Annotated in this window: 23 protein-coding genes; 8 read left to right on the top strand and 15 right to left on the bottom strand. The window is 66.1% G+C overall.

Translation table 11 applies throughout. The features are described 5' to 3' along the window. Positions 1-95 precede the first annotated feature (95 nt). The 9 genes from RBB42_RS06775 to RBB42_RS06735 form a co-directional block, all read right to left on the bottom strand. Entirely contained in the window at positions 96-443 is a 348-nt protein-coding gene (locus RBB42_RS06775; protein WP_305969262.1) for an H-type lectin domain-containing protein, read from the bottom strand. Positions 444-519: 76 nt separating this feature from the next. Then, a complete protein-coding gene (locus RBB42_RS06770) occupies positions 520-1,170 on the bottom strand; it encodes a MarC family protein (RefSeq protein ID WP_305969263.1) in 651 nt (216 codons plus the stop codon). A gap of 96 nt (positions 1,171-1,266) precedes the next feature. Continuing rightward, the gene (locus RBB42_RS06765; protein ID WP_305969264.1) at positions 1,267-2,490 is read right to left on the bottom strand and encodes an MFS transporter; all 1,224 of its coding nucleotides are present in this window, start codon (positions 2,488-2,490) and stop codon (positions 1,267-1,269) included. A 98-nt stretch (positions 2,491-2,588) separates the two neighbouring features. Further along, positions 2,589-3,020 carry a F0F1 ATP synthase subunit epsilon gene (locus RBB42_RS06760; protein WP_305969265.1) on the bottom strand — a complete coding sequence of 144 codons (432 nt, stop codon included), beginning with the start codon at positions 3,018-3,020 and terminating at the stop codon, positions 2,589-2,591. A 55-nt stretch (positions 3,021-3,075) separates the two neighbouring features. Continuing rightward, the gene (atpD, locus tag RBB42_RS06755) at positions 3,076-4,500 is read right to left on the bottom strand and encodes a F0F1 ATP synthase subunit beta (protein WP_305969266.1); all 1,425 of its coding nucleotides are present in this window, start codon (positions 4,498-4,500) and stop codon (positions 3,076-3,078) included. Between the two features lie 19 nt (positions 4,501-4,519). Beyond that, on the bottom strand, positions 4,520-5,401 hold the full coding sequence (locus RBB42_RS06750) for a F0F1 ATP synthase subunit gamma (RefSeq protein WP_305969267.1): 882 nt from the start codon (positions 5,399-5,401) through the stop codon (positions 4,520-4,522). A gap of 12 nt (positions 5,402-5,413) precedes the next feature. Next, on the bottom strand, positions 5,414-6,949 hold the full coding sequence (gene atpA / locus RBB42_RS06745; protein ID WP_305969268.1) for a F0F1 ATP synthase subunit alpha: 1,536 nt from the start codon (positions 6,947-6,949) through the stop codon (positions 5,414-5,416). Further along, the gene (locus RBB42_RS06740; protein WP_305969306.1) at positions 6,950-7,516 is read right to left on the bottom strand and encodes a F0F1 ATP synthase subunit delta; all 567 of its coding nucleotides are present in this window, start codon (positions 7,514-7,516) and stop codon (positions 6,950-6,952) included. A 378-nt stretch (positions 7,517-7,894) separates the two neighbouring features. Beyond that, positions 7,895-8,635 carry a methyltransferase domain-containing protein gene (locus RBB42_RS06735; protein ID WP_305969269.1) on the bottom strand — a complete coding sequence of 247 codons (741 nt, stop codon included), beginning with the start codon at positions 8,633-8,635 and terminating at the stop codon, positions 7,895-7,897. A 68-nt stretch (positions 8,636-8,703) separates the two neighbouring features. On the opposite strand from RBB42_RS06735, the gene gloB reads away from it, so the two are divergent. The 3 genes from gloB (at position 8,704) to RBB42_RS06720 (ending at position 12,916) form a co-directional block, all read left to right on the top strand. Next, complete coding sequence (gloB, locus tag RBB42_RS06730; RefSeq protein WP_305969270.1) at positions 8,704-9,465, top strand: hydroxyacylglutathione hydrolase; 762 nt, start codon at positions 8,704-8,706, stop codon at positions 9,463-9,465. 149 nt (positions 9,466-9,614) lie between these two features. Continuing rightward, positions 9,615-11,945 carry an ATP-dependent Clp protease ATP-binding subunit ClpA gene (gene clpA / locus RBB42_RS06725; RefSeq protein WP_305969271.1) on the top strand — a complete coding sequence of 777 codons (2,331 nt, stop codon included), beginning with the start codon at positions 9,615-9,617 and terminating at the stop codon, positions 11,943-11,945. Further along, complete coding sequence (locus tag RBB42_RS06720) at positions 11,942-12,916, top strand: M23 family metallopeptidase (RefSeq protein WP_305969272.1); 975 nt, start codon at positions 11,942-11,944, stop codon at positions 12,914-12,916. The genes clpA and RBB42_RS06720 overlap by 4 nt, the downstream gene beginning before the upstream one ends. 27 nt (positions 12,917-12,943) lie before the next feature. Here RBB42_RS06720 and RBB42_RS06715 read toward each other — a convergent pair whose 3' ends face one another. The 3 genes from RBB42_RS06715 to RBB42_RS06705 all read right to left on the bottom strand — a co-directional run bounded on the left by RBB42_RS06715 (position 12,944) and on the right by RBB42_RS06705 (position 18,329). Next, positions 12,944-16,405, bottom strand: coding sequence for a peptidoglycan -binding protein (locus RBB42_RS06715; RefSeq protein WP_305969273.1), 3,462 nt, complete (start codon positions 16,403-16,405; stop codon positions 12,944-12,946). Positions 16,406-16,408: 3 nt separating this feature from the next. Then, the gene (locus RBB42_RS06710; protein ID WP_305969274.1) at positions 16,409-17,584 is read right to left on the bottom strand and encodes a biopolymer transporter ExbB; all 1,176 of its coding nucleotides are present in this window, start codon (positions 17,582-17,584) and stop codon (positions 16,409-16,411) included. Between the two features lie 115 nt (positions 17,585-17,699). Then, positions 17,700-18,329, bottom strand: a complete 630-nt coding sequence (locus RBB42_RS06705; RefSeq protein ID WP_305969275.1) for a TetR/AcrR family transcriptional regulator — start codon at positions 18,327-18,329, stop codon at positions 17,700-17,702. Between the two features lie 134 nt (positions 18,330-18,463). On the opposite strand from RBB42_RS06705, the gene RBB42_RS06700 reads away from it, so the two are divergent. Further along, positions 18,464-19,420, top strand: a complete 957-nt coding sequence (locus RBB42_RS06700; protein WP_305969276.1) for a homocysteine S-methyltransferase family protein — start codon at positions 18,464-18,466, stop codon at positions 19,418-19,420. Positions 19,421-19,479: 59 nt separating this feature from the next. Here the strand turns inward: RBB42_RS06700 and RBB42_RS06695 are convergent, their stop codons facing one another. Beyond that, positions 19,480-20,013: a gamma-glutamylcyclotransferase gene (locus RBB42_RS06695; protein ID WP_305969307.1), complete on the bottom strand. Its 534-nt coding sequence runs from the start codon at positions 20,011-20,013 to the stop codon at positions 19,480-19,482. A 66-nt stretch (positions 20,014-20,079) separates the two neighbouring features. Here RBB42_RS06695 and RBB42_RS06690 point away from each other — a divergent pair, with 66 nt between their 5' ends. The 3 genes from RBB42_RS06690 (at position 20,080) to RBB42_RS06680 (ending at position 22,803) form a co-directional block, all read left to right on the top strand. Continuing rightward, complete coding sequence (locus tag RBB42_RS06690; RefSeq protein WP_305969277.1) at positions 20,080-20,991, top strand: DUF2125 domain-containing protein; 912 nt, start codon at positions 20,080-20,082, stop codon at positions 20,989-20,991. Positions 20,992-21,049: 58 nt separating this feature from the next. Then, positions 21,050-22,321 (top strand): acetylornithine deacetylase/succinyl-diaminopimelate desuccinylase family protein, encoded by a 1,272-nt coding sequence (locus RBB42_RS06685; RefSeq protein ID WP_305969278.1) that lies wholly within the window; start codon positions 21,050-21,052, stop codon positions 22,319-22,321. Between the two features lie 65 nt (positions 22,322-22,386). After that, positions 22,387-22,803: a hypothetical protein gene (locus tag RBB42_RS06680; protein WP_305969279.1), complete on the top strand. Its 417-nt coding sequence runs from the start codon at positions 22,387-22,389 to the stop codon at positions 22,801-22,803. Positions 22,804-22,820: 17 nt separating this feature from the next. Here the strand turns inward: RBB42_RS06680 and panC are convergent, their stop codons facing one another. Further along, a complete protein-coding gene (gene panC / locus RBB42_RS06675; protein ID WP_305969280.1) occupies positions 22,821-23,663 on the bottom strand; it encodes a pantoate--beta-alanine ligase in 843 nt (280 codons plus the stop codon). Further along, complete coding sequence (gene panB / locus RBB42_RS06670) at positions 23,660-24,493, bottom strand: 3-methyl-2-oxobutanoate hydroxymethyltransferase (RefSeq protein ID WP_305969281.1); 834 nt, start codon at positions 24,491-24,493, stop codon at positions 23,660-23,662. Before panB ends, panC begins: the two co-directional genes overlap by 4 nt. A 183-nt stretch (positions 24,494-24,676) precedes the next feature. Here panB and RBB42_RS06665 point away from each other — a divergent pair, with 183 nt between their 5' ends. Continuing rightward, complete coding sequence (locus tag RBB42_RS06665; protein ID WP_305969282.1) at positions 24,677-26,146, top strand: ABC transporter substrate-binding protein; 1,470 nt, start codon at positions 24,677-24,679, stop codon at positions 26,144-26,146. The last annotated feature ends 112 nt before the right edge of the window (positions 26,147-26,258 follow it).

The raw sequence follows: 26,258 nt of genomic DNA, 5'->3' as shown, positions 1-26,258 counted from the left end.
CTCCAACCGGCACGGACCGGTCCATGTCGGGATAAGGTGAGGGAACACCGCTCTGGTGCGCGGGAACTGGACGCGCGCCCGATGCCCTCGGGCGTCTAGAGGTCCCAGTCGTCCTCATTCTTGATCTCGCCAATGGCGAGCCAATTCATGCGAACCCTCGCAACCCGGGTATCGGCCCAGGTGCGAAACACGAGGTCGAATCCGGTTTTCGTCACCTTCTCGGCTTTGATGTCCGCGCGAATGTTTGCACGTTGATCCATGTCCCAGAGCGACATGCCCACCTGGACCGTTGGCGGCATCCGGAACGGTTCGGAAAAGCGGACGGACTTGCGGCGCTCGCGGTTGCCCTCCCCCGTCCACATGTCACGGCCGGTGGCAAATTCGGAAAAGACTTCCTCGTCTCCCTGGTCGATCCCGACCCGGCTGGCGGTCAGTTTCTTCATGTCCTGCCCTTCGTCATTCCACGCGGCATAGTTCTGCAATCGGGCGGAAATGTGAAGGCGGGGCGCCGGTTTCCGGTCAGAGCGGTCCGGATCCGGATTGCAGATTGAGAACGCCCACCTCGGCCAGCCCGCCCAGTACCGCATCCACGGCCACCGTTGCCAGGATGATGCCCATCACGCGCGAAATCACGGAGGCCCCAGAGTTGCCGAGAGCCCGTTTGAGCACCGAGCCCAACAAGAGCAGCAGAAGCGTTATGCCAAGCACGATGGTCAGAAGGCCCGCAGTCACGATCTGATCGGGGATGGAGTTCTTGTGGTTGTCGGTCAGCACAACCACGGCCAGCATCGCCCCGGGCGAGGCGATGGACGGCATCGCCAAGGGAAAGATGGCCCCCGACAGGTCGCTGCGCCCGGCCTCTTCGATCTCGCGGTCGGGTTTCGACTCGCCAAAGATCATCGTCAGGGCAAAGAGAAACAGGACGATCCCGCCCGCGATCTGGAAAGAGCCGAAGCGCAGACCGACGCCTTCGAGCAGCAGCTGGCCCCCGATCAGGAAACCCATCAGCACGACCCACGCGACAAAGACGGCCCGCAGGGCAAAACGCCAGTGAAGCGCCCTGGGCACGGCCGAGGCGGCAAAGTAGAACACCGGGAGCGACCCTATCGGGTCGATGACGACGAGGAGCGTGATGAACTCGCGCAGCAGGGCGCTTGTGTCGAATACCATGAGAGATTTTCCGCGCGGGCCGACACCTTGGCGGGCCGGTTACATGCGATCTGTCAGATCGCACCCATTCATGCAAGTCGGTGGGAGAACCTGGTTTCAGACGGTGGTAGACGGCTGCCGACCCGGGCGCAGTGGCCAGAAAACAAGCGCGCTGAGAACGAGCAGCAGGGCCGTCATGAGGAAAGGTGCCCCGGGCAGGTAGACCGCCGCGTCGGGCGCGGCAAAGGTCCGGAACAGTGGGGTCACGATCAGCGGCGCGGTGATGGCCGCCACCGCGCTGAGGCTGGCAATGACGCCCTGCAACACTCCTTGCCGCGCCTCGTCCACCAGGTTCGAAGCGATGCCGGTGGCATTGGGCGGAGCCATGTCGGACAGGCAGGCAAACGGCAGGAAGGCCCAGACCAGCCAGGCCGCCGAAATGAACCCGTAGGCGACAGAGGCAACGACGCCCGCGGCCACCGCAACCATCAGGGTGCGCCATTCGCCGATGCGCGGGATCATCACCCGCATCAACCCGCCCTGCGTGATGACGACACCCACGCCGTAGGCCGCCAGCGACAGGCCGATCAGGGGCGAGGGCCAGCCAAAGGCCTCGCGCGTCCAGAAGGCCCAGAGCACCGGGTAGACCATGTTGGCGAACTCGAAGAGGAAGAGGCCGAACAGCGGCAGGCCCAGCCCGGGCAGACGTGCGGCTGCCAGGATGCTGCCGAAGGGGTTGAGATCCTTGCGGTCGAAGCCGCGACGCTTCTCGACGGGCAGGCTTTCGGGCAGGACAAGGAGGCCGAACAGGAAATTCGCCGCCGCCAGACCCGCCGCCGCCCAAAAGGGCGCAGTGACGTGGACGCCGGCCAAAAGCCCCCCCAGTGCCGGGCCGAAAATGAAACCCACCCCGAAGGCCGCCCCGATCAGGCCAAAGTTCGCGGCGCGGTCCTTGGGCGCTGAAATATCGGCCAGGTAGGCCGAGGCTGTGATGTAGGTGGCGCCAGCCACCCCGGCGAGGAAGCGCCCAACCAGCAATAGCCAGAACGTGCCTGCCAAGGCCATGATGACGTAGTCGACCGCCAGCGCCGCCAGTGTGACCAGCAGAACCGGCTTGCGCCCCAGCGCATCCGAAATACCGCCCATCGCGGGCGAGAACAGGAACTGCGCGCCGGCGTAGGTTGCCAGCAGGACACCGCCCCAGAAGGCACCGGTGGCGGTATCCCCCGCCCCCACGCGGGCCATCAGGTCGGGCATGATGGGAAAGATCAGCCCGATACCGATGGCATCGAGCAGGATCGTGGCCAGGATGAACCAGACGGCGCCGCGTTTCGTTTCCATGTTGTTTGTCCCGGGGCCACCGCAAAAAACCGGCGGGTCACAAAAATGAAAGGCCCCGCCGGGTGGCAGGGCCTTGTCAGAATAGTCTGTCCGGTGCCTCAGATCGAGGGCTGTTTCGGGTCCAGACCGATATGAGAGCCGACAGCCACCATGTCCTGCAGCAGCTTGACCGCGTCATCCACCAGGCCCGGATCCTCGGCGGTTTCCTTGGTCTGCTGGTAGATGCGGTGAGCTTCGTCCACCAGGGCCTCGTAGGTGGCCTGGTCGACATCCTCGCGCGGCAGGGCCTTTTCGGCCAGGACCGAGAGGCTCTCGCCGATTTCGGCGAACCCGCCGGTCACGACGAACTGCTCCGACCCCTTGGCGGTCTCGACCGTCAGGATGCCGGGGCGCAGCGTGGTGATCAGCGGCGCGTGGTTCGGCATGGCGGTCAGGTCGCCATCGGCGCCGGGGATCTGAACCGAGGTCGCCTCGGTCGACAGCAGGCGGCGCTCGGGCGACACCAGGTCGAATTGCATCGTATCTGCCATGTTGTCCTCCGTTCAGGCCGGGGGCGCGGCAGGCGCCCCCGAGCGGTGGATTGGATCAGGCAGCCTCGGCGGCCAGTTTCTCGGCCTTGGCGAGCACCTCGTCGATGCCGCCAACCATGTAGAAGGCCGCCTCGGGCAGGTGGTCGTATTCACCGGCAACAACCGCCTTGAACGACTTGATCGTGTCCTCGAGCGGAACCTGCACACCGTCCGAACCGGTAAAGACCTTGGCCACGTCGAAGGGCTGCGACAGGAAGCGCTGGATCTTGCGGGCACGGGCCACGGTCAGCTTGTCCTCTTCGGACAGTTCGTCCATCCCGAGGATGGCGATGATGTCCTGGAGCGACTTGTAACGCTGCAGGATACCCTGAACGTCACGCGCGACCTGGTAGTGCTCTTCGCCCACGATCTGCGGGTCCATCAGGCGCGAGTTCGAGTCGAGCGGGTCCACGGCGGGGTAGATGCCGAGTTCCGAGATCGCACGGTTGAGAACCGTGGTCGCGTCGAGGTGCGCAAAGGTGGTTGCAGGTGCGGGGTCGGTAAGGTCGTCCGCGGGAACGTAGACGGCCTGGATCGAGGTGATCGAGCCCGACTTGGTCGAGGTGATGCGTTCCTGCATGGCGCCCATGTCGGTCGCCAGCGTCGGCTGGTAACCCACGGCCGAGGGGATACGGCCGAGCAGAGCCGACACCTCGGAGCCCGCCTGCGTGAAGCGGAAGATGTTGTCCACGAAGAACAGAACGTCGGTCCCGGACTGGTCGCGGAACTGCTCCGCCAGCGTCAGGCCGGTCAGGGCGACGCGCGCACGGGCCCCCGGAGGCTCGTTCATCTGACCGTAGACCAGGGCCACCTGGCTCTCCGACAGGTTGTCGGGCTTGATGACGTTGGATTCGATCATCTCGTGATACAGGTCGTTGCCCTCACGGGTCCGCTCACCAACACCGGCGAACACGGAAAAGCCCGAGTGCACCTTTGCGATGTTGTTGATCAGTTCCATGATCAGAACGGTCTTGCCCACGCCGGCACCGCCGAAGAGGCCGATCTTGCCGCCCTTCGAGTAAGGCGCCAGCAGGTCGATGACCTTGATGCCGGTGACGAGGATTTCCGATTCCGTCGACTGCTCCTGGAAGGCCGGGGCTTCGGCGTGGATCGGACGGTATTCGTCGGCGTTGACCGGCTCGCCTTCGTCGACCGGCTCGCCGATGACGTTCAGGATGCGGCCCAGGGTTGCGTTGCCGACCGGCACCGAGATCGGCGCGTCCGTGTCGGTCACGGTCTGGCCGCGGACCAGACCTTCGGTGGCGTCCATCGCGATGGTGCGGACGGTGTTTTCACCAAGGTGCTGGGCCACTTCCAACACCAGCTTCTTGCCGTTGTTGTCGGTGGTCAGCGCGTTCAGGATTGCCGGCAGGTGGTCGTCGAACTGAACGTCGACCACGGCGCCAATCACCTGGGTGACCTTGCCTTGTGCGTTTGCCATGTTTCGTCTCCGGGTGTCTTTAGAGCGCCTCGGCGCCCGAGATGATTTCGATCAGTTCGTTGGTGATGACGGCCTGACGCGAGCGGTTGTATTCGATGGTCAGCTTGTCGATCATCTCGCCTGCGTTGCGGGTCGCGTTGTCCATCGCGGACATCCGTGCACCCTGTTCCGACGCGCCGTTTTCCAGCAGAGCCGCGAAGATCTGCGTCGCGACACCACGCGGCAGCAGGTCGGCGAGGATCGCCTCTTCGTCGGGCTCGTAGTCGTAGAGCGTGCTTTCGCCCGCATCGTCCGACCCTTCGCTTTCGTAGGCGGCAGGGATGATCTGCTGCGCCGTCGGGATCTGCGCGATGACAGACCGGAACTGCGCATAGAAGATCGTCGCCACGTCGAATTCGCCACCGTCGAACCGCGCCAGCACATCGCGGGCGATGTCCTGGGCATTGCCGTAGCCGATGCGCTTGACCTCGGAGAGATCGACATGTCCCACGAAGAGATCGCCGTAGTCGCGCTTCAGCTGCTCGCGGCCCTTCTTGCCGACGGTCAGGATCTTGACCGTCTTGCCTTCGGCCTGGAGCTTTTCGGCATGGGTCTTTGCCAGCTTCACGATGTTCGTGTTGAAGCCGCCGCAGAGCCCCCGCTCGGAGGTCATGACCACCAGCAGTTGCACGTCCGACTTGCCGGTCCCCGCCAGAAGGCGGGGAGCCGAGTCACTATCACCGACCGAGGCCGCAAGCGACGCCATCACACCATTGAAGCGTTCCGCGTAGGGGCGGGCCGCCTCGGCCGCTTCCTGGGCGCGGCGCAGTTTTGCGGCCGCGACCATCTGCATGGCCTTGGTGATCTTGCGCGTCGACTTGACGCTCTCGATCCTGTTTTTTAGGTCCTTCAGGCTGGGCATCTGATGATCCCCTTACGAGAAGTCGGCGGCGTATTCGTCGAGAACCGCTTTGATCTTGGCTTCGTTGTCACCCTTGATCTTGGGATCTTCGTTGGTGATCCAATCCAGCAGATCCTGGTGCTTGCCGCGGACATGGGCCAGCAGGCCCTTCTCGAAACGGCCCACGTCGGACACGGCGACCTTGTCGAGGTAGCCCAGCGTACCGGCGCAGATCACGACGACGATCTCGGCGTTGGTCAGCGGCGAATACTGCGGCTGCTTCATCAGTTCGGTCAGGCGCGAACCACGGTTGAGCAGCTGCTGGGTGGCGGCGTCGAGGTCGGAACCGAACTGCGCGAAGGCGGCCATCTCGCGGTACTGGGCGAGCGACAGCTTGATCGGGCCGGCGACCGATTTCATCGAGTTGGTCTGAGCGGACGAACCCACACGCGAAACCGACAGACCGGTGTTCACGGCGGGGCGGATGCCCTGGTAGAACAGTTCGGTTTCCAGGAAGATCTGGCCGTCGGTGATCGAGATCACGTTGGTCGGAATGAAGGCCGAAACGTCACCACCCTGGGTTTCGATGATCGGCAGAGCGGTCAGCGAGCCGGCACCGTTGTCCTCGTTCAGCTTGGCCGAACGTTCCAGCAGGCGCGAGTGAAGGTAGAAAACGTCGCCCGGGTAAGCTTCGCGGCCCGGCGGGCGGCGCAGCAGCAGGGACATCTGGCGGTAGGACACGGCCTGCTTGGACAGGTCATCGTAGATGATCAGCGCGTGCTTGCCGTTGTCACGGAAGTACTCGGCCATCGCGGTCGCGGCGTAGGGCGCCAGGAACTGCATCGGGGCCGGGTCGGAGGCGGTTGCCGCCACGACGATCGAGTAGTCGATGGCGCCGGTCTCTTCCAGCTTCTTCACCAGCTGGGCAACGGTCGAACGCTTCTGGCCGACGGCGACGTAGACGCAGTACAGCTTTTCCGAGTCGTCCTTGGCCGCGTCGTTGTACGACTTCTGGTTCAGGATCGCGTCGAGTGCGACGGCGGTCTTGCCGGTCTGACGGTCGCCGATGATCAGCTCGCGCTGGCCACGGCCGATCGGGATCATGGCGTCGACGGCCTTGAGGCCGGTCGCCATCGGCTCGTGCACCGATTTACGCGGGATGATGCCCGGCGCCTTGACGTCGGCCACGCGACGCTCGGAGGCGTCGATCGGGCCCTTGCCGTCCAGCGGGTTGCCCAGGCCATCGACGACGCGGCCAAGCAGCGCCTCACCGGCGGGCACGTCCACGATGGAGTTGGTGCGCTTGACGGTGTCGCCTTCCTTGATGTCCCGGTCGGAGCCGAAGATCACGATACCGACGTTGTCGGTTTCCAGGTTCAGCGCCATGCCCATGATGCCGCCGGGGAACTCGACCATCTCACCCGCCTGGATGTTGTCGAGGCCGTAGACACGGGCGATACCGTCACCGACCGAGAGCACGCGACCGATCTCGGCAACTTCGGCATCCTGGCCGAAGTTCTTGATCTGGTCCTTCAGGATCGCAGAAATCTCTGCAGCTTGGATACCCATTTATCCGACCTCTTTCATTGCATTCTGGAGGGAGTCGAGCTTCGAACGGATCGAGGTGTCGATCATCTTCGAGCCCACCTTGACGACAAGACCGCCGATGAGGCTTTCATCGACGGTCGCACTGATCTTTACATCCTTGCCGACCTTGGCCTTCAGCGCGTCCGCGAGCTGGGCCGCCTGTGCGTCGGTCAGAGCCTGGGCAGAGGTCACTTCTGCGGTGACTTCGCCCTTTTCCTTCGCGATCATCTCGCGCAGGAGGGTGACCATCTGCGGGACCACGAAAAGACGGCGCTTGGAGGCCATCAGCCCCAGCACGTTGGTCATGGCCGGCATCAGGCCCATCTTCGAGGCGACGGCCTTGATGGCGGCGCCCTGCGCTTCGCGCGAGTAGACGGGGTTGACCAGGAGATCCCGCAGATCTGCGCTTTCAGCCAGCGCGGCAGAGAGATCATCCAGGTTGCCTTCGAGCGCGGGAAGCTCGCCGGCCTCCTTCACGATCTCGAAGACGGCGGTGGCATAGCGCTCTGCGATGCCGGAGGAAATCGATGCTGAGTCAGACACGTCCACCCTTCCGATAGTAAGCCGCCAAGACACGCGCGCCCCGGGCCGGGGCGGCGTCTGGCAGCGTTTCCTCACCTTGACTTGCGTCAAAGCAATCAAATCGTGGCGGATGTAGCAGAGCCTCCCCCACCTCGCAACATGCTTAGGAAAGATAAACGCCCGGGCTAAATCGTTTATTTTCAGCCGCTTGACCAAAACACCCCATTTGGTGCGACCTTTCGTGCTCTGCCAAGATGCCTCAAAGCCACGGTTTTTGCTGCAAATGCACGATTCCCGGGCGGTTTCAGGCGCCTCTGACGGCATTTTTCGCAGGTCACGGAAGCTTTCGGCCCTGAAATCGGTCGGGCACGTCAGAATCCGGTCCTGACGCGCCTCCGGGCGCGTTCAGATCGGCTTGGCCTTGCCGGCCGGGCTGAGCACCTCGAGCGGGTTGAGAACCTTGGCGGCCTCGCCAACTCCGCGGCGCGATGGCGGGTGACGCTTGGAGGCCTCGACCATCATGACGCCGCCCGCGGTCACGGGCACCGCGCGGCCCATGCGCTCCCAGACCGGGCCGGTCTTCATCCAGAACCGGCGGGTCGAGGGTGGCTGGTACAGTACCGAAACATGCGCCTCGGGGACGAAGTCGTGCCGTTTCAGCTGCGCCTCGAGCTGGCCCAGCGAATAGGGGCGCCCATAGCCGAAAGGCGTATGATCCGCCCGCGCCCAGATCCCTGCGCGGTTGGGCAGGATGAACAGCGCCCTGCCCCCCGGCCCCAGCACGCGATACGCCTCGTCCAGCAGGTCCGACGGCCGTTCCGAGGTCTCCAGCCCGTGCATCAGGATCAAACGGTCGGTGTGCCCCGTCTCAAGCGGCCAGAGTGTTTCTTCGCTGAGAACAGAGACATTGGGCAGCCCCGCGGGCCAGGTCATGACACCCTGCGGCGCGGGCATCAGCGCCACGACCCTGCGCGATTCCTTCAGGTAGGGGCGCAACATTGGCACGGCAAAGCCGTAGCCCACCACCGTCTGGCCCTGGCATTCAGGCCAGAAGCGCTGGACCTGTGTGCGCAGGATCTTCTGCGCCGCGCGCCCCAGCGCACTGCGGTAATAGAAATCGCGCAACACCTGCACATCCAGATGCATTGATACCCCAGCCCTGATGCGCCACTCTGACGATAAGCGCATCCTGACAAAGCCGCGAAGGAAAGACCATGCCCCTCGAGATCGTGACCGTCCCCTGCCTCAAGGACAATTACGCCTACCTTGTGAACGGCCCCGACGGCGTGGCCCTGATCGACGCCCCCGAGGCCGGGCCGATCATCGAGGCGCTGGAGGCCCGCGGCTGGTCTCTGGGCGTCATCATGATCACCCACCATCACCATGACCACGTCGGCGGTGTCGCCGAATTGCGCGCGAAATACGGCTGCCCGGTCATGGGGCCCAAGTCCGAAGCGGACAAGCTGCCGGAACTGGACATGGCGGTCGAACCCGGATTTTCGGGCGGTACGGGGGATGGCCTCTGCGAGGTGATCGCGGTGCCGGGCCATACGCTGGGCCACGTCGCCTATCACTACCCAAAAGGCGGTGCCGTCTTTACCGCCGACAGCCTGATGGCCCTGGGTTGCGGCCGCATCTTCGAGGGCACGCCCGAAATGATGTGGGAAAGTCTGGAAAAGCTGGCCTCTTTGCCGCCGGAAACCGTGGTATACTCGGGGCATGAATACACAACGGCGAATGCCGCATTTGCCCTGACCATTGAACCGGAGAACGAAGCGCTTATCTCTCGCAAGCGGGAGATCGACGCAGCCCGCGCCGAGGGACGGCCCACCGCACAGGTGCCGCTTTCGGTCGAACTTGAAACGAATCCCTTCCTCCGAGCCACCAGCGACAGCGTGAAAAAGGCCGTCGGCCTGCCGGACGGAACGGATGCAGAGGTCTTTGCAGAGGTGCGCGCGCGCAAGGACCGGTTCTGATCACGCACACGGCAGGTTTCGTCGGTTTGTCCAAAAGTGATGCAGGAACCCCGAGAAAAAACTTGAAGAGTGGCCGCAATCGACCAAACTTTAACCCTATGAGGCAATGCTGATCCTCACGGATCGGCGCAGACAAGAGGAGCACTCCCGTGCCTTCATTCTCGAACACACTTGAGCAGGCAATTCATTCGGCGCTGGCACTTGCGAACTCTCGCAGCCATGAATTCGCGACGCTCGAACACCTTCTTCTTGCGCTGATCGACGAACCGGATGCCTCCCGCGTGATGAAAGCCTGCTCGGTCGATACCGAAGAGCTGCGCACAACGCTGGTCGAATTCATAGACGACGATCTGTCGAACCTCGTCACCGATGTCGAGGGATCCGAGGCGGTGCCGACCGCAGCCTTCCAGCGGGTGATCCAGCGTGCCGCGATCCATGTCCAGTCCTCGGGCCGGACAGAGGTGACGGGCGCCAACGTGCTGGTCGCCATCTTTGCGGAACGCGAATCGAATGCGGCCTATTTCCTGCAGGAGCAGGACATGACGCGCTACGATGCGGTGAATTTCATCGCCCATGGCGTCGCCAAGAACCCGGCCTACGGCGAGGCACGCCCCGTCCAGGGTGCCACCGAGGCAGAGGAAGAGGCGCAGCAGGCCGAGACCGCAGCCCCCGGTTCGGACAAGGAATCGGCGCTGGCGAAATACTGCGTCGACCTGAATGCCAAGTCGCGCGACGGCGACGTGGATCCGCTGATCGGCCGCAATTCCGAGGTCGAGCGCTGCATCCAGGTGCTCTGCCGCCGCCGCAAGAACAACCCGCTTCTGGTGGGCGATCCCGGCGTGGGCAAAACCGCCATCGCCGAGGGGCTGGCGCGCAAGATCGTTGCCGGCGAAACGCCCGAGGTCCTGTCGAATACCACGATCTACTCGCTCGACATGGGCGCGTTGCTGGCAGGCACGCGCTATCGCGGCGATTTCGAGGAACGGCTCAAGGCCGTGGTGCAGGAGCTTGAGGAACACCCCGACGCTGTGCTCTTTATCGACGAGATCCATACCGTGATCGGTGCCGGGGCCACCTCTGGCGGGGCGATGGACGCCTCCAACCTTCTGAAGCCCGCGCTTCAGGGCGGCAAGCTGCGCACGATGGGCTCCACTACCTACAAGGAGTTCCGCCAGCACTTCGAGAAGGACCGCGCCCTGTCGCGCCGGTTCCAGAAGATCGACGTGAACGAGCCTTCGGTCGATGACACCGTGAAGATCCTCAAGGGCCTGAAGCCCTATTTCGAGGAGCATCACAGCGTCAAGTACACCGGCGACGCGATCAAGACCGCCGTGGAACTGTCCGCGCGCTATATCAACGACCGCAAACTGCCCGACAAGGCCATCGACGTGATCGACGAGGCCGGTGCGGCGCAACACCTGGTGGCGGCATCCAAGCGGCGCAAGTCCATCGGTACCAAGGAGATCGAGGAGGTCGTGGCCAAGATCGCCCGTATTCCCCCGAAGAACGTCTCCAAGGACGATGCCGAGGTGCTCAAGGACCTGGAGAACACGCTCAAGCGCGTGGTCTTCGGCCAGGACAATGCGATCGAGGCGCTCAGCTCGGCGATCAAGCTGGCCCGTGCCGGCCTGCGCGAACCGGAAAAGCCCATCGGCAACTACCTGTTCGCGGGTCCGACCGGCGTGGGCAAGACCGAGGTGGCCAAGCAACTGGCGGACACGCTGGGCGTGGAACTGCTGCGCTTCGACATGTCCGAGTACATGGAGAAACACGCGGTCTCGCGCCTGATCGGCGCGCCTCCGGGCTATGTCGGCTTTGACCAGGGCGGCCAGCTGACGGACGGCGTCGATCAGCACCCGCACTGCGTTCTGCTGCTGGACGAGATCGAGAAGGCCCACCCGGATGTCTACAACATCCTGCTGCAGGTCATGGACCACGGTTCGCTGACCGATCACAACGGCCGGACCGTGGACTTCCGCAACGTGATCCTGATCATGACCTCGAACGCCGGGGCGACCGAACAGGCCAAGGCGGCCATCGGCTTTGGCCGCGACCGCCGCGAGGGCGAGGATACGGCGGCGATCGAGCGGACCTTCACGCCGGAATTCCGCAACCGTCTGGACGCGGTCATCAGCTTTGCGCCGCTGCCCAAGGACACCATCCTGCAGGTAGTCGAAAAGTTCGTGCTGCAACTCGAAGCCCAGCTCATGGATCGCAACGTGACCATCGAACTGACCAAGCCCGCCGCCGAATGGCTGGCCGAAAAGGGTTACGACGACAAGATGGGCGCCCGCCCGCTGGGCCGCGTCATCCAGGAGCACATCAAGAAGCCCTTGGCCGAGGAACTGCTCTTCGGCAAGCTGGCCAAGGGTGGCGTGGTCAAGGTATCGGTCCGCGACGGCGAGTTGTTCCTGGACCTCAGCGGCCCGGACAACCCGCGGCTGGGCTCCAAGAAGCCGCCGCTTCTGACCGCCGAATGACACCTGCGCGCGCCGCCTTCGCGGCCGCGCTGGCCCTGATCTCCTCCGTCCCGCCTGCCGGGGCGGAGGATTTTCGCCTTTCAGTACCTCTGGACTGCACTCTGGGCGAAACCTGTTTCATCGAAGATTACGTCGACAACGACCCGGCCCAGGGGCGCCACAGGGATTTTGCCTGCGGCATCAACTCCCGCGACGGGCACAAGGGCACGGATTTCGCCCTGCTCGACTTTGCTGCCATCGACACGGGCGTTTCGGTGCTGGCCGCCGCACCCGGCGTGGTCAAGCGCACCCGGGATTCGATGCCCGATGACCGGCTGATGCGCGGCGTCACCTCGGAAAATGCCTGTGGAAACGCCGTGCTGATCGATCATGGCGAAGGCTGGCAGACGCTTTATTGCCACTTGCGGCTCGGCTCTGTCTCGGTTGCGCCGGGCGATCTGGTGCAACCCGGTGACCCGCTGGGGGTCGTCGGCTTGTCAGGTCAAACGAACCATCCCCATGTGCACATGACGCTCCTGCTCAACGGCAAGGTGGTCGATCCCTTCCGTCCCGGGGCCACGGGGACATGCGGTGATCCCGGTCCGACCCTCTGGACCGATCCGCCTGCCTACACCAAGACGGGCCTCGTCACGGCCGGTTTCTCGGACGCGGTGCCAACTCTGCAGGCCGTGGGTGACGGCTCTGCACGGCGACCGACGCTCCGCCCGGACGAGGCAATGGTGGTCTATGCGCACGCGGGCTATGCCCGTCCCGGCGATGTCCTGACGATTTCGGCGCAGAGCCCGGACGGCAGGGAAGTGTTTCGCCAAGCCATCACGCTGGACAGCGACCAGGTCAGCCAGATGCGCGCCCTGGGCCGCAAGGCCCCGGCCTCGGGCTGGCCCGCCGGCGAGTACCTCGGCCGCGCCAGGCTGACCCGCGACGGCAAGGTAATCGCGCATCGCTTTGCCCATGTGACCGTCACGGACTGAGTTCGGAACAACGCGTCTGCGCCCAAGTCAGCGTTCGGTCAGTTTCAACTCGATGCGCCGGTTCCTTGCCCGCGCCTCGGGCGTATCCGCTGGATCAATCGGCTGGAACTCGCCAAAACCGTTGGCCGACAGCCGGTTGGGCGGAATGTCGTAATTGTCGATCATGTCCCGCACCACGGACAGGGCCCGCGCCTGGCTGAGTTCCCAGTTGTCCGCGAAATCGCCCCCCGGTCGGATCTTCTGGCTGTCGGTATGGCCATCCACCCGGATCACCCAGTCGATGCCCTGCGGAATATCCTCGGAGATGTCGCGCAGGATCTGCGAAACCTTCTCGATCTCGCGCCGGCCTGCCGCCGACAGATCCGCCGAGCCGACCTCGAACAGCACCTCTGACGAGAAAACAAAGCGGTCGCCCTCGATCCGGATGCCCTCGCGGTCGCCCACCACAGAGCGCAGCTTGCCGAAGAACTCGGACCGGTAGCTTTCCAAGTCTTTCTTTTCGGCCTCCAGCTGCCTGGCGCGTTCTTCTTCCAGCTTGCGCTTTTCCTCTTCGGCCTTCCGGCGTGCCTCTTCGGCCAGGCGACGGCGGCGTTCTTCCTGTGCCACACGCGCAATCGCCGCGTTCAGCTCCGATCCCAGGTTCTGCAGCCGCACCTCGGCCGCCGCATCGCGGACCTTGGAATCGTCCAGCAACGCCTGCAACTCGCCCAACTGGCGGCGCAACTCGGCCACGTTCTGGTTCAGCGCCTCGACCTGCAGCTCCGCCTTGGTCGCGCGCTCTTCGGTCAGGGCCAGCTTCTGGCGCGCCGTGTTCAGCAGGATCTGCCGTTCCTCCACCTCGTCCAGGCGGGCATCCAGCTTCGACTCCGCCGCTTCCTGCGCCGCCAGCGCCGCGGCAAGCCGGTCGCGTGTCTCGTCAACCGTCGTCTCGGCGGCCAAGCGCGCGGCCAGCGCGGCGGCCAGCTTTTCCTCCAGGCTGCGGGTATCGTCGCTCTGCTCGGCGGCCCGGGCCTCGGCCTCGGCCAGCTTCTGGCGCAACTCCGCGATCACCGCATCGCGCCGCGCATCGCGGGACCGCAGCGCTTCCAGTTCAGAGGCAACCCGGTCGATCCGGGCCTTGAGCAGGTCCAGTTCCGCGTCCTTGGCCGCGCCTCGGCCGTCAGCCTCGGCCAGGCGGCGTCCAAGGTCGGCGTTCTCCGCCTCCAGCGAAATCACGCGGGCAAGCCCCTGCGCAGCACGCGCCTGCGACGCCTCCAACCGGGTGCGCAACTGCGCCAGTTCACCGCGCAGCACCTCCACATCGGCTGCCTCGGCGGTACGGTCCTCGGCGCGGGCCTCGGCCTGCGCCAAATCCTGCCGCAGGCGGGCCATCTGGGCGTCGCGTTCTGTCGCCCGGGCCCGCGCCGCATCGAGTTCCGCCGACAAGCGTGTGTTCGCCGCCTCCAGCGCGGCCACCGCCGCATCCTGTTCCGCCGCCTCGCCGCCCAGCCGGGTCAGGCGCGCCGACAGATCGACATTCTCCGTTTGCAGCCGATCGATCCGGTCGCCGCGCTCCTCGACCCGTTTCAGGGCCGAATCAAGTTGCGCCTGGACCTGGGCCACCTGGCCGCGCAGGCCCTCGATCAGCTCTGTTCGTTCAGCAACACGTCCCTGCGCCTGGGCCAATTGCGCCTCGAGCGCGGCCACCTGATCCTGCAAGGAGGTCACCGCGCTGCGTGCATCGCCCACGTCGCCGCGCGCGCGGGTCAGCGCCGAGTCCAGCCGGTCCCGCTCTGCCCGCAGTTCTTCCAGTGCCGCGGCACGATCGTCGGCCTGCCCCTCGGCCGCCGACAGGTCCGAAACCAGCGAGTCGTTGCGGGCCCGCAGCGCCTCCAGCTCGGTCCGGAGCGCCTCTGCCTTGGCCAGCCGAGCCAGCGCCTGTGCCAGTTGCGCAGAAAGATCCGTCAACCGTGAGGCGCGCGCCGCGGCCTCGGCCTGCGCATCCTTCAGGGCGCGCTCGGCCAAGGTGCGCGCCGCCGTTTCCTGCGCCAACGCCTGTTCGGCATCGCGCTGCGCCTTCAGCGCCTCGGTCAGGTCGCCGCGCAGCCCTGCAAGACGGCTGTCGGTCTGCGCCCCCTGCGCCCGCGCATCGGCCAGCGTCTCCTCAAGCTCCGAGATCCGCGCAAGCGCGGCGTCGATGCGGCTTTGCAGGGCGCGGGCCTCGCGTTCACCATCGGCAAGCACGGTGGCCAGTTCCTGGTTCAGCTTGGCCTCGTCCTGACGCGCCTGCGACAGCGCCGCCTCCAGCTCGGTGATACGGGCAAGCGCCGCATCCACCCGGGTCTGCAGTGTTGCGGGCGGAGTGTCGGAGGGGCCAAGCCCGGCGGTCAGTTTCTCACCGGCCTTGGCCGCCTCGTCCAGGTCGGCCTCCAGCCGGGCGATACGCGCCGTCGCGTCGTCGATCCGCGCCTTGAGCCGCTGCGCCTCGAGCGCGCTTTCATCGCGAAGATCGGCCAGTTGCGCGGTCAGGCGGGTTTCGTTCCGCCGCGCCTCGGCCAGCTGCGCCTCCAGCGCGTCGATGCGCGATTGCAGGTCGTCGCCCTGCTGCTGCCCGGCCAGCAAGGCCGCCGCCAGTTGGGCGTTCAGGTCCTTTTCCGCCTCGCGGGCCGCCGCCAACAGGGTCAGCGTCTCCTCGGCCCGGGCGCGTTCCTGTTCCAGCGCCAGCGTCATGGCGGTCAGTTCCGCATCCGCCTCTTCCAGCCGCTTGCGCAGCGCCGCGGCGGCCTCGGCCTCGGCCAGCTTGGCCTGTTCCTCTGCGGTCAGGGCCTGTTCCGCTTCGTCGAGGTCGGCGGACAGGGCGGCGATCCGCACGTCCCGGTCCGCGTTGCGGGCGCGCAGATCGGTGATCAGGGCCTCCAGGGCTTCCCGCCGCGCGGCGGCCAGCTTGGCCGCCTCGGCCTGTTCGTCGATCTCGGTCCGGGCGGTGGCCAGCGCCGCGGTCAGCGCATCACGTTCATCGGCCAGTTCGTCGCGTTCCTCGGCCAGGGCGTCACGGGCGACGGTCAGGTCCTGCACCTCGTCCCGCGCCGTGTCCCGTTCCAGAACCAGTGTGGCCACCCGTTCCTCGAAGGTCGCGATGCGCGCCGCGGCGGCGGCAAGCTGATCCGCCTGCCGGTCGCGTGTCGCGGTCAGGCTGTCGATGATGGTCTGCTGTTCGGCCAGTTGCAGATCACGGTCGCCGAGCGTCGAGGTCATGCGCCCCAGTTCTGTTTCCAGCCGGGTCGCACGGGTTCGTTCCACGCCCAGCGCCTTGGACAGGGCGGTGATCTCGGCGCTGAGCGTGTCCAGTTCGCTTTCCTGCCCCGAGATCGTTTCGTTCAGGACGAATTGCATGACCAGGAAAATCGACAGGACAAAGGTCAGCACCAGCAGCAGGCCCGTCATGGCATCCACGAAACCCGGCCAGATCGAGGCCTGAAAGCGCGCACCGGTGCGTCGCGACAGGGCCATGCGTCACCCGTCCCCGCGGGGCCGGGAATTGCGTGCCGTGCCCAGCGACCGTGAAAGCGCCGCAAGATCGGTCCGCAATTCGGCCATGCTTTCCTGCCGTCCGGCGCTGATTTCCTCGAGGATGCGCAACATCTGCACGTCGATCGACCGCAGCCGCATCCGGCTTTCGGCGTCCAGCCCCTCGTCGCTTTCCTTTTCGCGGATCGCCTGCGCCAGCAGTTCCTGCCCCTCGGCAATCCGCGCCAGCGACGAGGCCGAGGGCGATGTCGCCTCGATCCGTTCGGTCAGGCGCTCGACGCTGTCGGCCAGTTGCGACAGCCGGGTATCGACCTCGGACCGGCTCTGTTCCGCCTCGGAGAAAAGGTACTGCAGGCGGTCCATCTGCTCGGCCATCTGGTCCAGCACCAGCCCGGCCGGCCCAAGGTCCGGCCCCTCGCCATCATGCGAAAAACCCAGCCGGGTGATCGAGGACAGCCATTCCTCAAGCTCGCGGTAGAACCGGTTCTGCCCGTGGCCTGCGAAAAGCTCCAGCAGGCCGACGACCAGCGAACAGGCCAACCCCAGGAGAGAGCTGGCAAAGGCCACGCCCATGCCGCCAAGCTGCCCCTCCAGCCCCGTCATCAGGCGGGCAAAGGCGGCGGTGCCGGTTTCCCCCTCCTGCGGAGCAAGGCTCTGGATGGTTTCGACCAGTGCGGGCACCACGGTCGCAAGACCGTAGAAAGTGCCCAGCAGGCCCAGGAAGATCAGCAGGGAAACGATGTAGCGCGTGATCTCGCGCGCCTCGTCGATCCGCTGCGCGACGGAGTCGAGGATCGACCGGGTCGAGGTCGCCGTGATCTGCATCCGCTTGTCCCGGCGCGACCGCAAGAGCGCGGCCAAGGGCGCCAGCAGGCGCGGCGGCGTGGCCCGCACCCCCTGATCACCACGCGCGGTAAACCGTTCGATCCAGCGGACCGAGACCATCAATTGCGCCACCTGCCAGAAACAGGCCAGCACGCCGACGACAAAGACGATCAGGATGAAGCCGTTCAGGTAGGGATTCGACTGGAACACCGGCAGGACGCGCGGCAGGGCCAGGAACGCGCCAAAGCCCGACAGGCCCAGCACCGCCAACATGAGGACCACCTGGCGGAAGGGCTGGCTGAAATGTGGCTCGGCCTCGCGGTCGGGCTGGTCCATCGGACACCTGACACTTGTTCTCTCTTGTCGAACCTAGGGGTTTAGCGTCGAAGAGCCAAGAAGTTATGAACAATTCCGCGTCAGCACCGGCGAAAACCGGCGCTTTGCGCAGGTGTCATTCACCCTCGCTGAACAACCCGCGCACAAAGGTCTCGTAAAGGCCGATCTGGCGCGGCAGCGCCTCTTTCTCGCGGACGGTCTTGGACAGGATGATCGCCCCGTCCACAAGCACCACCAGCATGTCCGCCAGCGCCTCGAGGTCGACCTGCTGTCGCGGCGGGTTCGCCTCGGCGATCTCGGTCAGGCGGGCGTGGAACCGCTGCCGCCAGGCCAGCAGGTTCTGCCGCGCAAGGTCATGCACGACCTGGGTGAACAGCCGCTCCTGGAAACAGGTCGCCGCGATCAGGCAGCCGGGATGCACGTCCGGCAGCGCCTCCATCTGTTCGCGCAGGATCCGCAGGAAGGCCAGGAACTCTGCCAACGGGTCGTCGCTCTCCGTGGCAGCGCGGGCAAACAGCCCGTCGAGCCAGGCCTCCTCGGCGCCAAGGTGACGCTCGAGGATCGCCTCGACCAGCGCACTCTTGTCCTTGAAATGGTAAAAGAAACCGCCCTTGGTGATCCCCACTTCGGCGATCAGCTCCTCGATCGACGTGGCGGCATAGCCCTTGTGCAGGATCGCCATTTCCGCCGCCGTCAGCAGGCGGTCGCGGGTCGTCTCGGTGCTGCGCGGCTTGATGAAGGACATCGGCGGCTCTCCTCTCCGGGTCAGCTTACCGCAGGCCGCCGCAGGGGTCACTGTACCGTCGGTACAGTAGACCGCGAGTCCACTGGCACGAGGCGCGCCCTCCGGTCCAGTCTGGGGCGGAAAGGAGCCCTGCCATGCCCCCCGTATTCGCCCCCCATCCCGACGGCCTGCCCTGGTTCACCGAAGGCGGCACCGAAACCGAGCTCATGTACCGCCACGGGTTCGCGTTCGACCATTTCTGCGCCTTCACCCTGCTTGACGATCCGCGTGCGATGCAGGTCCTTCACGACATGTACCGCCGCCTGTTGGATGCCATCGCGGCATCGGGCGGCTGTGCCTTGCTGGCAGGCCTCGACTATCGCGCCAGCCCGGACTGGGGCGCCCTTGTCGGTTACGACGGCGCCGCGCTCGACGACATCCAGCGGCGCAACATCGCCTTCCTGCGCGAGGTCAGCGCGCCATACACCGGCCAGATCCCGCAGATCCGCATCGCCGCCATCCTCGGGCCGCGCGGCGACGCCTATGCGCTGAACCGCACCATCACCGAGAACGAGGCGGAAGCCTATCACGTCCGCCAGATTGCCACCTGCGCCGACGAAGGTATCGACCTGCTCTGGGCCGCCACGATCAACAACGTCCCCGAGGCGATCGGCATCGCCCGCGCCTCCGCCGGGGCCGATGTGCCGGTCAACATCTCCTTCACCCTGACCGAGAACCACCGTCTGCGCGCCGGTGCCCACCTTGCGGAGGCGGTCACCGCCACAGATGCCGCCTGCGGCCCCCAGGCGCGGCCCGACAGCTACGGCGTGAACTGCTCCCATCCGCTGGAATTCGAACCGGCGCTGACCGCCGGCAGCTGGAAGACCCGCCTGCGCAGTTTCCGCCCCAATACCGCGGCGATGGACAAGATCGCGCTTTGTAAACTCGACCACCTGGAAGAGGGCGACCCGCAGGAACTGGCGGCGCAGATGGGCGCCCTCGCCCGCCGGTTCCCGCAGGCCGATATCTGGGGCGGCTGCTGCGGCAGCTGGGACACTCATCTAGCCCGGATCGCCCCTGCCGTGATGCAGGCCCGCCGCCCGGCAGCCTGACCGCCGGGCGCGGTTTTACTTGCAATAACAACCCGACGGAGGCCGCGCCCCCTGCCCCGCTACCGGTCCCGCGACAGCGCCCGCACCTCGCGCACCAGCCATTGCAGGTCCGCGTCCGGCACGCCGATCTCGTCCAGGTGGGCGGCGGTGTTGTACAGGTATTCGGTGTTCGGCCCACGTCCGCCATGCGCCCGCGCGATGATGCGCGCCTGTTCTTCCAGGGCCAGGTGGCAATACTGGACGTGATGCGGGTCGATCACATAGGCCACCGCCTCGACTTGGCGCCCGTCCGTCAGGCTGAGTTCCAGCCTCTTTTCGAGGTAGGCCGAGGACACCAGCTCGCGTTCGCGCAGATAGGCCAGCGTCTCTTCCTCGCTGCCCGGCGCCGCGCGCAGGGCCAGCCCGTCGCAACAGGCGCCCTCCTGCTCGTCCAGCGCCAGCACCAGCCCGGGCTTTTCCTCGGTGCCGCGATGATGGATCGAATACATGCAGAAACTGCGCGAATAGCCATAAAGCCGCGCCTGCACCCGTTCCGCCACCGGAAATCCCGGGTTCCAAAGAAGTGAGGCGTATCCGAACACCCAAAGCGTCATCATTCTGGTCCTTCCCGCTATGGGCCTGTAAACACGATCGGGTGCGGCAGGAAAAGGGGGGCGCGCGTGGCACGTTGGATCTTTGCCGTGACCTTGGCGCTGGGGCTGGCCTGGTCGGCGCTCTGGCTGACCTCCTCCTGGGCATTGAAAGCCGATATCGCCAACTGGTTCGAGGCGCGCCGTGCCGAGGGTTGGCAGGCAGAGTATTCCTCGCTCTCCGTGCGCGGCTTTCCCAGCCGTCTCGACGCCACGCTGAACGATGTGGTCCTGAAGGACACCGCGCGCGGTATCGTCTGGCAGGGGGATTTCTTCCAGGTGCTGGGGCTGACCTACCGGCCCGGGCACCGCATCCTGGTCTGGCCCGACAGCCAGACCGTGACGCTGCCCTCCGGCCCGGTCACGGTGCAAGGCAGGGGCCTGCGCGCCTCCCTGATCCACGACGCCGAGGGCGTGATCCTGCGCGCCAACCTCGAGGCGGACAGTTTTCGCGCCGGCAAACTGTCCCTGTCCGACCTACGCGCGGGCCTGCTGGACGTGCCGGCCACACCGGGTCTCTACCGTCTGGGATTGAGCGCCGGGTTCGCCGGAACGCCGGCGGACAACGGGTTGGCCCTGCGGGCCGAGGTCACCTTTGACCGGGACTGGCACCTCGACAGCCTTGCCGGACCCGTGCCGCAGCCCGTCAGGATCGACCTGCGACAGGGCAGCTATACGTCCGGCGGCGCACAGCTTGACGCCAGCGGCCTGCTGGAGATCGACGCCCAGGGACGCCCCGGCGGAGATCTCGCCCTGGGCACCGACAACTGGACCACGCTGCTGGACAGCGCCCGCCGGGCCGACCTGATCCCCGCCCCACTGGCCGACGCACTTGCGCGCGCGCGCGAGGACAGCCCCGACCTGCGGCTGATCTTCGACGCGGGACAGGTCTCGCTTGGCGACGCCCTTCTGGGCAGGGCGCCCCGGCTACGGCTGCCCTGAGCACCGGTCGCGGCTGCGCCCCCTTGCGCCGTCGCGACAAGCGGCAGAAACTTTGCGCATGACAGATTCCCTTTTCGCGCGGATCGATGCCGCCCGCGACGACCTGATCGCGCTGACCCAGGCCCTTGTCCGTTTGCCCACGCTGAACCCGCCGGGCCGGCACTACCGCGAGATCTGCGAGCTCTTGCAACAGCGCCTCGCGCCCTCGGGGTTCACCTGCGAGCTGATCCGTGCGACCGGCGCGCCGGGCGACAGCGACCGTTACCCGCGCTGGAACGTGATCGCCCGGCGCGAGGGCACGCGCCCCGGTGACTGCGTGCATTTCAACAGCCATATCGACGTGGTCGAGGTCGGCCACGGCTGGACCCGCGATCCCTTTGGGGCCGAACTGGACGGCGACAGGATCTATGGCCGTGGCACCTGCGACATGAAGGGCGGGCTGGCCGCCTCGATCATCGCCGCAGAATGTTTCATCGCCGAACACCCCGACTTTGCCGGTGCCATCGAGATTTCCGGCACCGCGGACGAGGAAACCGGCGGCTACGGCGGCGTCGCGCATCTGGCCCGGCTGGGGTATTTTTCGCCCGACAGGGTACAGCACGTCATCATCCCCGAGCCGCTCAACAAGGACCGCATCTGCCTGGGCCATCGCGGCGCCTGGTGGGCCGAGATCGAGACCAAGGGAGAGATCGCGCATGGCTCCATGCCCTTCCTCGGCGATTGCGCCGTGCGCCACATGGGCGCCGTGATGCAGGCCTTCGAGGACCGGCTGTTCCCCTCTCTGACAACGCGGGAAACCGCCATGCCCGTCACGCCAGAGGCCGCACGGCAATCGACGCTCAACATCAACTCGGTCCACGGGGGCGAACCGGAGCTGGAGGATTTCACCGGCCTGCCCGCACCCAATGTCCCCGACAGCTGCCGCATGGTGATCGACCGGCGGTTCCTCGTCGAAGAGGCCTACGACGAGGTGCGCGGCGAGGTCATTGCCCTGCTCGACGATCTCAAGACCCGCCGCCCCCGGTTCGACTACGCGATCCGCGACATCAACCGCATCGACCCCTCGATGACGGCGCAGGACGCGCCGGTGGTGACGACGGTGGCCGAAGCCATCGGCGACGTGCTGGGACAGGCGCCGGAGTACGTCGCCTCGCCCGGGTCCTACGACCAGAAACACATCGACCGCATCGGGCGGCTGCAGAACTGCATCGCCTACGGGCCGGGGGTTCTGGAACTGGCGCACAAACCCGATGAATGGGTCGGCGTGACCGATATGCTCGACAGCGCCAAGGTCATGGGCCGCACGCTGGAAAAGCTGCTGTTGCCCTAGAGTTTCGTTGACAGGGCCGCGGCCCGCTCCGATCCTTTGCGCGGTATTGCATGAAAGGGTTTCACATGACTCGCGTTGCCATCCTCGCCGCCGCGCTCTGGGGCCTTGGCGCACCGCTGGCACAGGCCCAGGACTGGGGCGAGGTCGCCTGGTACGGAGCGACCATCGGGACCGACGATCTTTACAATTCGCGCGGCACCCGCCTGACCGATCCCCGCGCGGTGATCCAGCAGGACCGTGCCAATTATCATCGCTTCGGGCTGCGCCAGCAGGGCGACACGGGTGATCCCATCTTTCATGCCCGCGATGCCCGCGCGCGCATTCCCGGCATCGTCGACCTTGGCGCGGCGCAGGGCTTTGTCGCGGATGTCCGCGCGGGCCGCCCCTCTGCGGTCGAGGTCTATGTCTGCGGACGCGGATGGGCCGAGGTCATGCTGGTCGTCGACCGCGGGGCCATGGGCGGGCATTCCGGCTGTTACTAGGCCCCGGCGCCCGGCGCTCACACCGCGATATTGTCGATCAACCGCACCCCGGCAAGCCAGGCCGCGACCAGCAGGCGCGCGGGCCGTTCGGGCCGGTCCAGCAGCGACAGGTCGTCATTGGCGCGCAGGTCCAGGTATTCGACCTGCGTAAAGCCCGCCGCCGCCAGCCGCGCCTCTGCCCCGGGGCGCAGATCAGAGGCCGAACGCCCGGCGCGCAACCCTTCAGCCATCTCCTCCAGCGCCTCGTTCAGGGCCGCCGCCCGTGCCCGCGCCATGTCGGACAGCAGCAGGTTGCGAGAGGACATGGCCAGCCCGTCGATCTCGCGGATCGTCGGGCAGCCCAGGATTTCGCAGGGGATGTTCAGATCGGCCACCAGCCGCCGCACCACCTGCAACTGCTGCCAGTCCTTCTCGCCGAAAAAGGCCCGGTCGGCGGCGGTCTGCAACAGCAGCTTGGTCACCACCGTGGCCACCCCGTCGAAATGTCCGGGCCGGTGCGCGCCGCACAGAACGTCGGTCAGGCCGGACACGGACACGCCGGTCGCAAACCCCTGCGGGTACATCTCGTCCCCGTCGGGGACAAAGATCGCGTCGACGGCAAATCGCTCGAGCTTGCGGGCGTCGTCATGTTCGGTACGCGGATATTTCTCGTAATCCTCGCGGCTGTTGAACTGCCTTGGATTGACAAAGATCGTCACGATCACCCGATCACAGCGGTCCTTGGCCGCCGCGACAAGGCTGAGGTGGCCGTCATGCAGCGCCCCCATCGTCGGCACCGCACCAATGGTTTCCCCCGCGCGGCGCCAGCCGTCGGTCAGCTGGCGCAGCTCGGCGACGCTGCGGACGATCGGCGCGATCATGCCTTGCCCTCCGGCGCGTCGTCGCCAAAGACATGCTCGGGCGCGGGGAAGCTCCGCGCGCGGACCTCGCGGGCATAGTCGGCAATCGCCGCCTCGCCGTCCGCGCCCAGGGTCGCGTAGCGTTTCACGAATTTCGCCTTGAAGGCCGTGAACAGCCCCAGCATGTCGTCCACGACAAGTATCTGCCCGTCACAGCCGGGTCCCGCTCCGATGCCGATGGTCGGGATCGACACCGCGCCCGTCACCGCGTCGGCCAGCGAGGCAGGCACCTTTTCCAGCACCACCGAAAACGCCCCCGCCTCGGCGACGGCGCGGGCATCGGCCATCAGCGCCTCGCCCGCCGTGCCGCGCCCCTGCACCTTGTAGCCGCCCAGCGTGTTGATCGACTGAGGCGTCAGACCGACATGCGCCATGACCGGTATACCGCGTTTCACCAGAAAGGCGATCGTCGGCGCCATCTCCACCCCGCCTTCCAGCTTGACCGCGCCCGCGCCGGTTTCGGCCATCAGCCGCGCGGCATTGCGAAAGGCCTGCTGGGGACTTTCCTCGTAGGATCCAAAGGGCATGTCGATCACCATCATGGCGCTGGACAGGCCCCGCGCCACCGCCTGACCATGCAGGATCATCATCTCCATCGTCACGCCCAGGGTCGAGGGCAGCCCGTGCAGCACCATGCCCACGCTGTCGCCGACCAGCACGAAATCGCAATGCGCGTCCATCATCTGCGCCATCGGCGTGGTATAGGCCGTCAGGCTGACCAGCGGTTCGCCGCCTTTGCGGGCGCGGATATCCTCCGCCATTAGCGCTGTCTTCTTCGCGGTTGCACTCATCGCCTGGGCCTCCTCCCTGAGCGTGGCGCAAGGACCGGACAAGGTCCGACGCCCCTCGCGCAACAAAGTTGCGCACCCACCTATCATTTGCTGCAACGCAGAACCAGAGCCCATTTGCAGCCCGTGCTTGAACCGCGCCCGGCAAAGCGCAACACTCGACCCCAAAGCAACAGGGGAACCGACATGACATTCCGCCTTACCCTCGCCGCCGCCCTTCTGGGCGGGACCGCGGCGCTTGCCCAGCAGACCGACCTGACCATCGCGATCCAGCTGGAACCGCCGCACCTCGATCCGACCTCTGCCGCCGCCGGGGCGATCGACAGCGTGCTCTATTCCAATGTCTTCGAAGGTCTGACCCGGTTCACCGGCGATGGCGCCATCGTCCCGGCACTGGCCCGCACATGGGAGATCTCCGACGACGGGCTGACCTATACCTTCCACCTCGCCGAGGGTGTCGTCTTTCACGATGGCACCACCTTCGACGCCGAGGACGTCAAGTTCAGCCTCGACCGCGCCCGGGCCGAGGACAGCACCAACGCCCAGAAGGCGCTGTTTTCCGACATTGCCGAGGTCACGGTGATCGACCCCGCCACGGTCGAGCTGACCCTGAATGCGCCCAACGGCAACCTGCTGTTCAACCTGGCCTGGGGCGACGCGGTCATGGTGGCCCCCGAAAGCATCGAGGACATCCAGCAGACCCCCATCGGCACCGGCCCGTTCAAGTTTGATGAATGGCGCAAGGGCGACAGCGTCCGCCTGGTGCAGAATGCCGACTACTGGGGCGATGCGCCCCATCTGACAGAGGCCACGTTCAAGTTCATCTCGGACCCGACCGCCGCATTCGCCGCCATGATGGCGCAGGACATCGACGTGTTCTCCGGCTACCCGGCACCCGAAAACCTGCCCCAGTTCCAGGGCGACCCGCGATTCCAGGTGCTGCTCGGCTCGTCCGAGGGCGAGACGATCCTGGCGATGAACAACAAGCAGCCGCCCTTCGACGATCCCCGCGTGCGCGAGGCGGTGGCTCATGCCATCGACCGGCAGGCGATCATCGACGGCGCCATGTTCGGCCTGGGCACGCCCATCGGCACGCATTTCGCGCCGCACAACCCCGATTACGTCGACCTGACCGGCCTGTCGCCGCATGATCCCGACCGCGCGCGCATGTTGCTGGTGGACGCGGGCTATGCAGAAGGGTTCAAGACAACGCTCAAGCTGCCGCCCCCCTCCTACGCCCGCCGCGGCGGAGAGATCATCGCCGCGCAACTGCGCAATGTCGGGATCGAGGCCGAGATCACCAACCTGGAATGGGCGCAGTGGCTGGAGGAAGTGTTCAAGGGCAAGGGCTACGGACTGACCATCGTCAGCCATACCGAACCGCTCGACATCGGCATCTACGCCCGGCCCGACTATTACTTCCAGTACGACAGCCAAGAGTTCCGGGCCCTGATGACGACCCTGAACGCCACCACCGACCCGGCGGCACGGTCGGACATGCTGGCCGAGGCACAGACGCTGATCGCCCGCGACTACGTCAACGGCTTCCTGTTCCAGCTGGCCTTCCCCACCGTCGCCGATGCCCGGATCGAGGGCCTGTGGGTCAACCAGCCGACCCAGGCAAACCCGCTGGCGCAGGTGCGCTGGACACAGTAACCCCGGGGCGCGCCTTGTCGGTGGACAGGGCGCGCTTGCCTTCGGGCCGTCGTGAAAGGGCATGGGACCAGCCCGCCCGACGACCCATTTCCCAGACGCCGCTTCTCAGCCC

The organism is Mameliella sp. MMSF_3455, assembly GCF_030733205.1.
Taxonomy (GTDB): Bacteria; Pseudomonadota; Alphaproteobacteria; order Rhodobacterales; family Rhodobacteraceae; genus Antarctobacter.
Note: the sequence above shows the minus strand (reverse complement) of the source record. Positions and strands in the feature narration are given on the sequence as shown.

What these genes read in the sequence shown, in the direction of transcription:
- RBB42_RS06775 (WP_305969262.1), bottom strand. Translation starts at nt 443, where the DNA reads ATGAAGAAACTGACCGCCAGCCGGGTCGGGATCGACCAGGGAGACGAG.
- RBB42_RS06770 (WP_305969263.1), bottom strand. Translation starts at nt 1,170, where the DNA reads ATGGTATTCGACACAAGCGCCCTGCTGCGCGAGTTCATCACGCTCCTC.
- RBB42_RS06765 (WP_305969264.1), bottom strand. Translation starts at nt 2,490, where the DNA reads ATGGAAACGAAACGCGGCGCCGTCTGGTTCATCCTGGCCACGATCCTG.
- RBB42_RS06760 (WP_305969265.1), bottom strand. Translation starts at nt 3,020, where the DNA reads ATGGCAGATACGATGCAATTCGACCTGGTGTCGCCCGAGCGCCGCCTG.
- atpD (WP_305969266.1), bottom strand. Translation starts at nt 4,500, where the DNA reads ATGGCAAACGCACAAGGCAAGGTCACCCAGGTGATTGGCGCCGTGGTC.
- RBB42_RS06750 (WP_305969267.1), bottom strand. Translation starts at nt 5,401, where the DNA reads ATGCCCAGCCTGAAGGACCTAAAAAACAGGATCGAGAGCGTCAAGTCG.
- atpA (WP_305969268.1), bottom strand. Translation starts at nt 6,949, where the DNA reads ATGGGTATCCAAGCTGCAGAGATTTCTGCGATCCTGAAGGACCAGATC.
- RBB42_RS06735 (WP_305969269.1), bottom strand. Translation starts at nt 8,635, where the DNA reads ATGCATCTGGATGTGCAGGTGTTGCGCGATTTCTATTACCGCAGTGCG.
- gloB (WP_305969270.1), top strand. Translation starts at nt 8,704, where the DNA reads ATGCCCCTCGAGATCGTGACCGTCCCCTGCCTCAAGGACAATTACGCC.
- RBB42_RS06720 (WP_305969272.1), top strand. Translation starts at nt 11,942, where the DNA reads ATGACACCTGCGCGCGCCGCCTTCGCGGCCGCGCTGGCCCTGATCTCC.
- RBB42_RS06715 (WP_305969273.1), bottom strand. Translation starts at nt 16,405, where the DNA reads ATGGCCCTGTCGCGACGCACCGGTGCGCGCTTTCAGGCCTCGATCTGG.
- RBB42_RS06710 (WP_305969274.1), bottom strand. Translation starts at nt 17,584, where the DNA reads ATGGACCAGCCCGACCGCGAGGCCGAGCCACATTTCAGCCAGCCCTTC.
- RBB42_RS06705 (WP_305969275.1), bottom strand. Translation starts at nt 18,329, where the DNA reads ATGTCCTTCATCAAGCCGCGCAGCACCGAGACGACCCGCGACCGCCTG.
- RBB42_RS06700 (WP_305969276.1), top strand. Translation starts at nt 18,464, where the DNA reads ATGCCCCCCGTATTCGCCCCCCATCCCGACGGCCTGCCCTGGTTCACC.
- RBB42_RS06695 (WP_305969307.1), bottom strand. Translation starts at nt 20,013, where the DNA reads ATGACGCTTTGGGTGTTCGGATACGCCTCACTTCTTTGGAACCCGGGA.
- RBB42_RS06685 (WP_305969278.1), top strand. Translation starts at nt 21,050, where the DNA reads ATGACAGATTCCCTTTTCGCGCGGATCGATGCCGCCCGCGACGACCTG.
- RBB42_RS06680 (WP_305969279.1), top strand. Translation starts at nt 22,387, where the DNA reads ATGACTCGCGTTGCCATCCTCGCCGCCGCGCTCTGGGGCCTTGGCGCA.
- panC (WP_305969280.1), bottom strand. Translation starts at nt 23,663, where the DNA reads ATGATCGCGCCGATCGTCCGCAGCGTCGCCGAGCTGCGCCAGCTGACC.
- panB (WP_305969281.1), bottom strand. Translation starts at nt 24,493, where the DNA reads ATGAGTGCAACCGCGAAGAAGACAGCGCTAATGGCGGAGGATATCCGC.
- RBB42_RS06665 (WP_305969282.1), top strand. Translation starts at nt 24,677, where the DNA reads ATGACATTCCGCCTTACCCTCGCCGCCGCCCTTCTGGGCGGGACCGCG.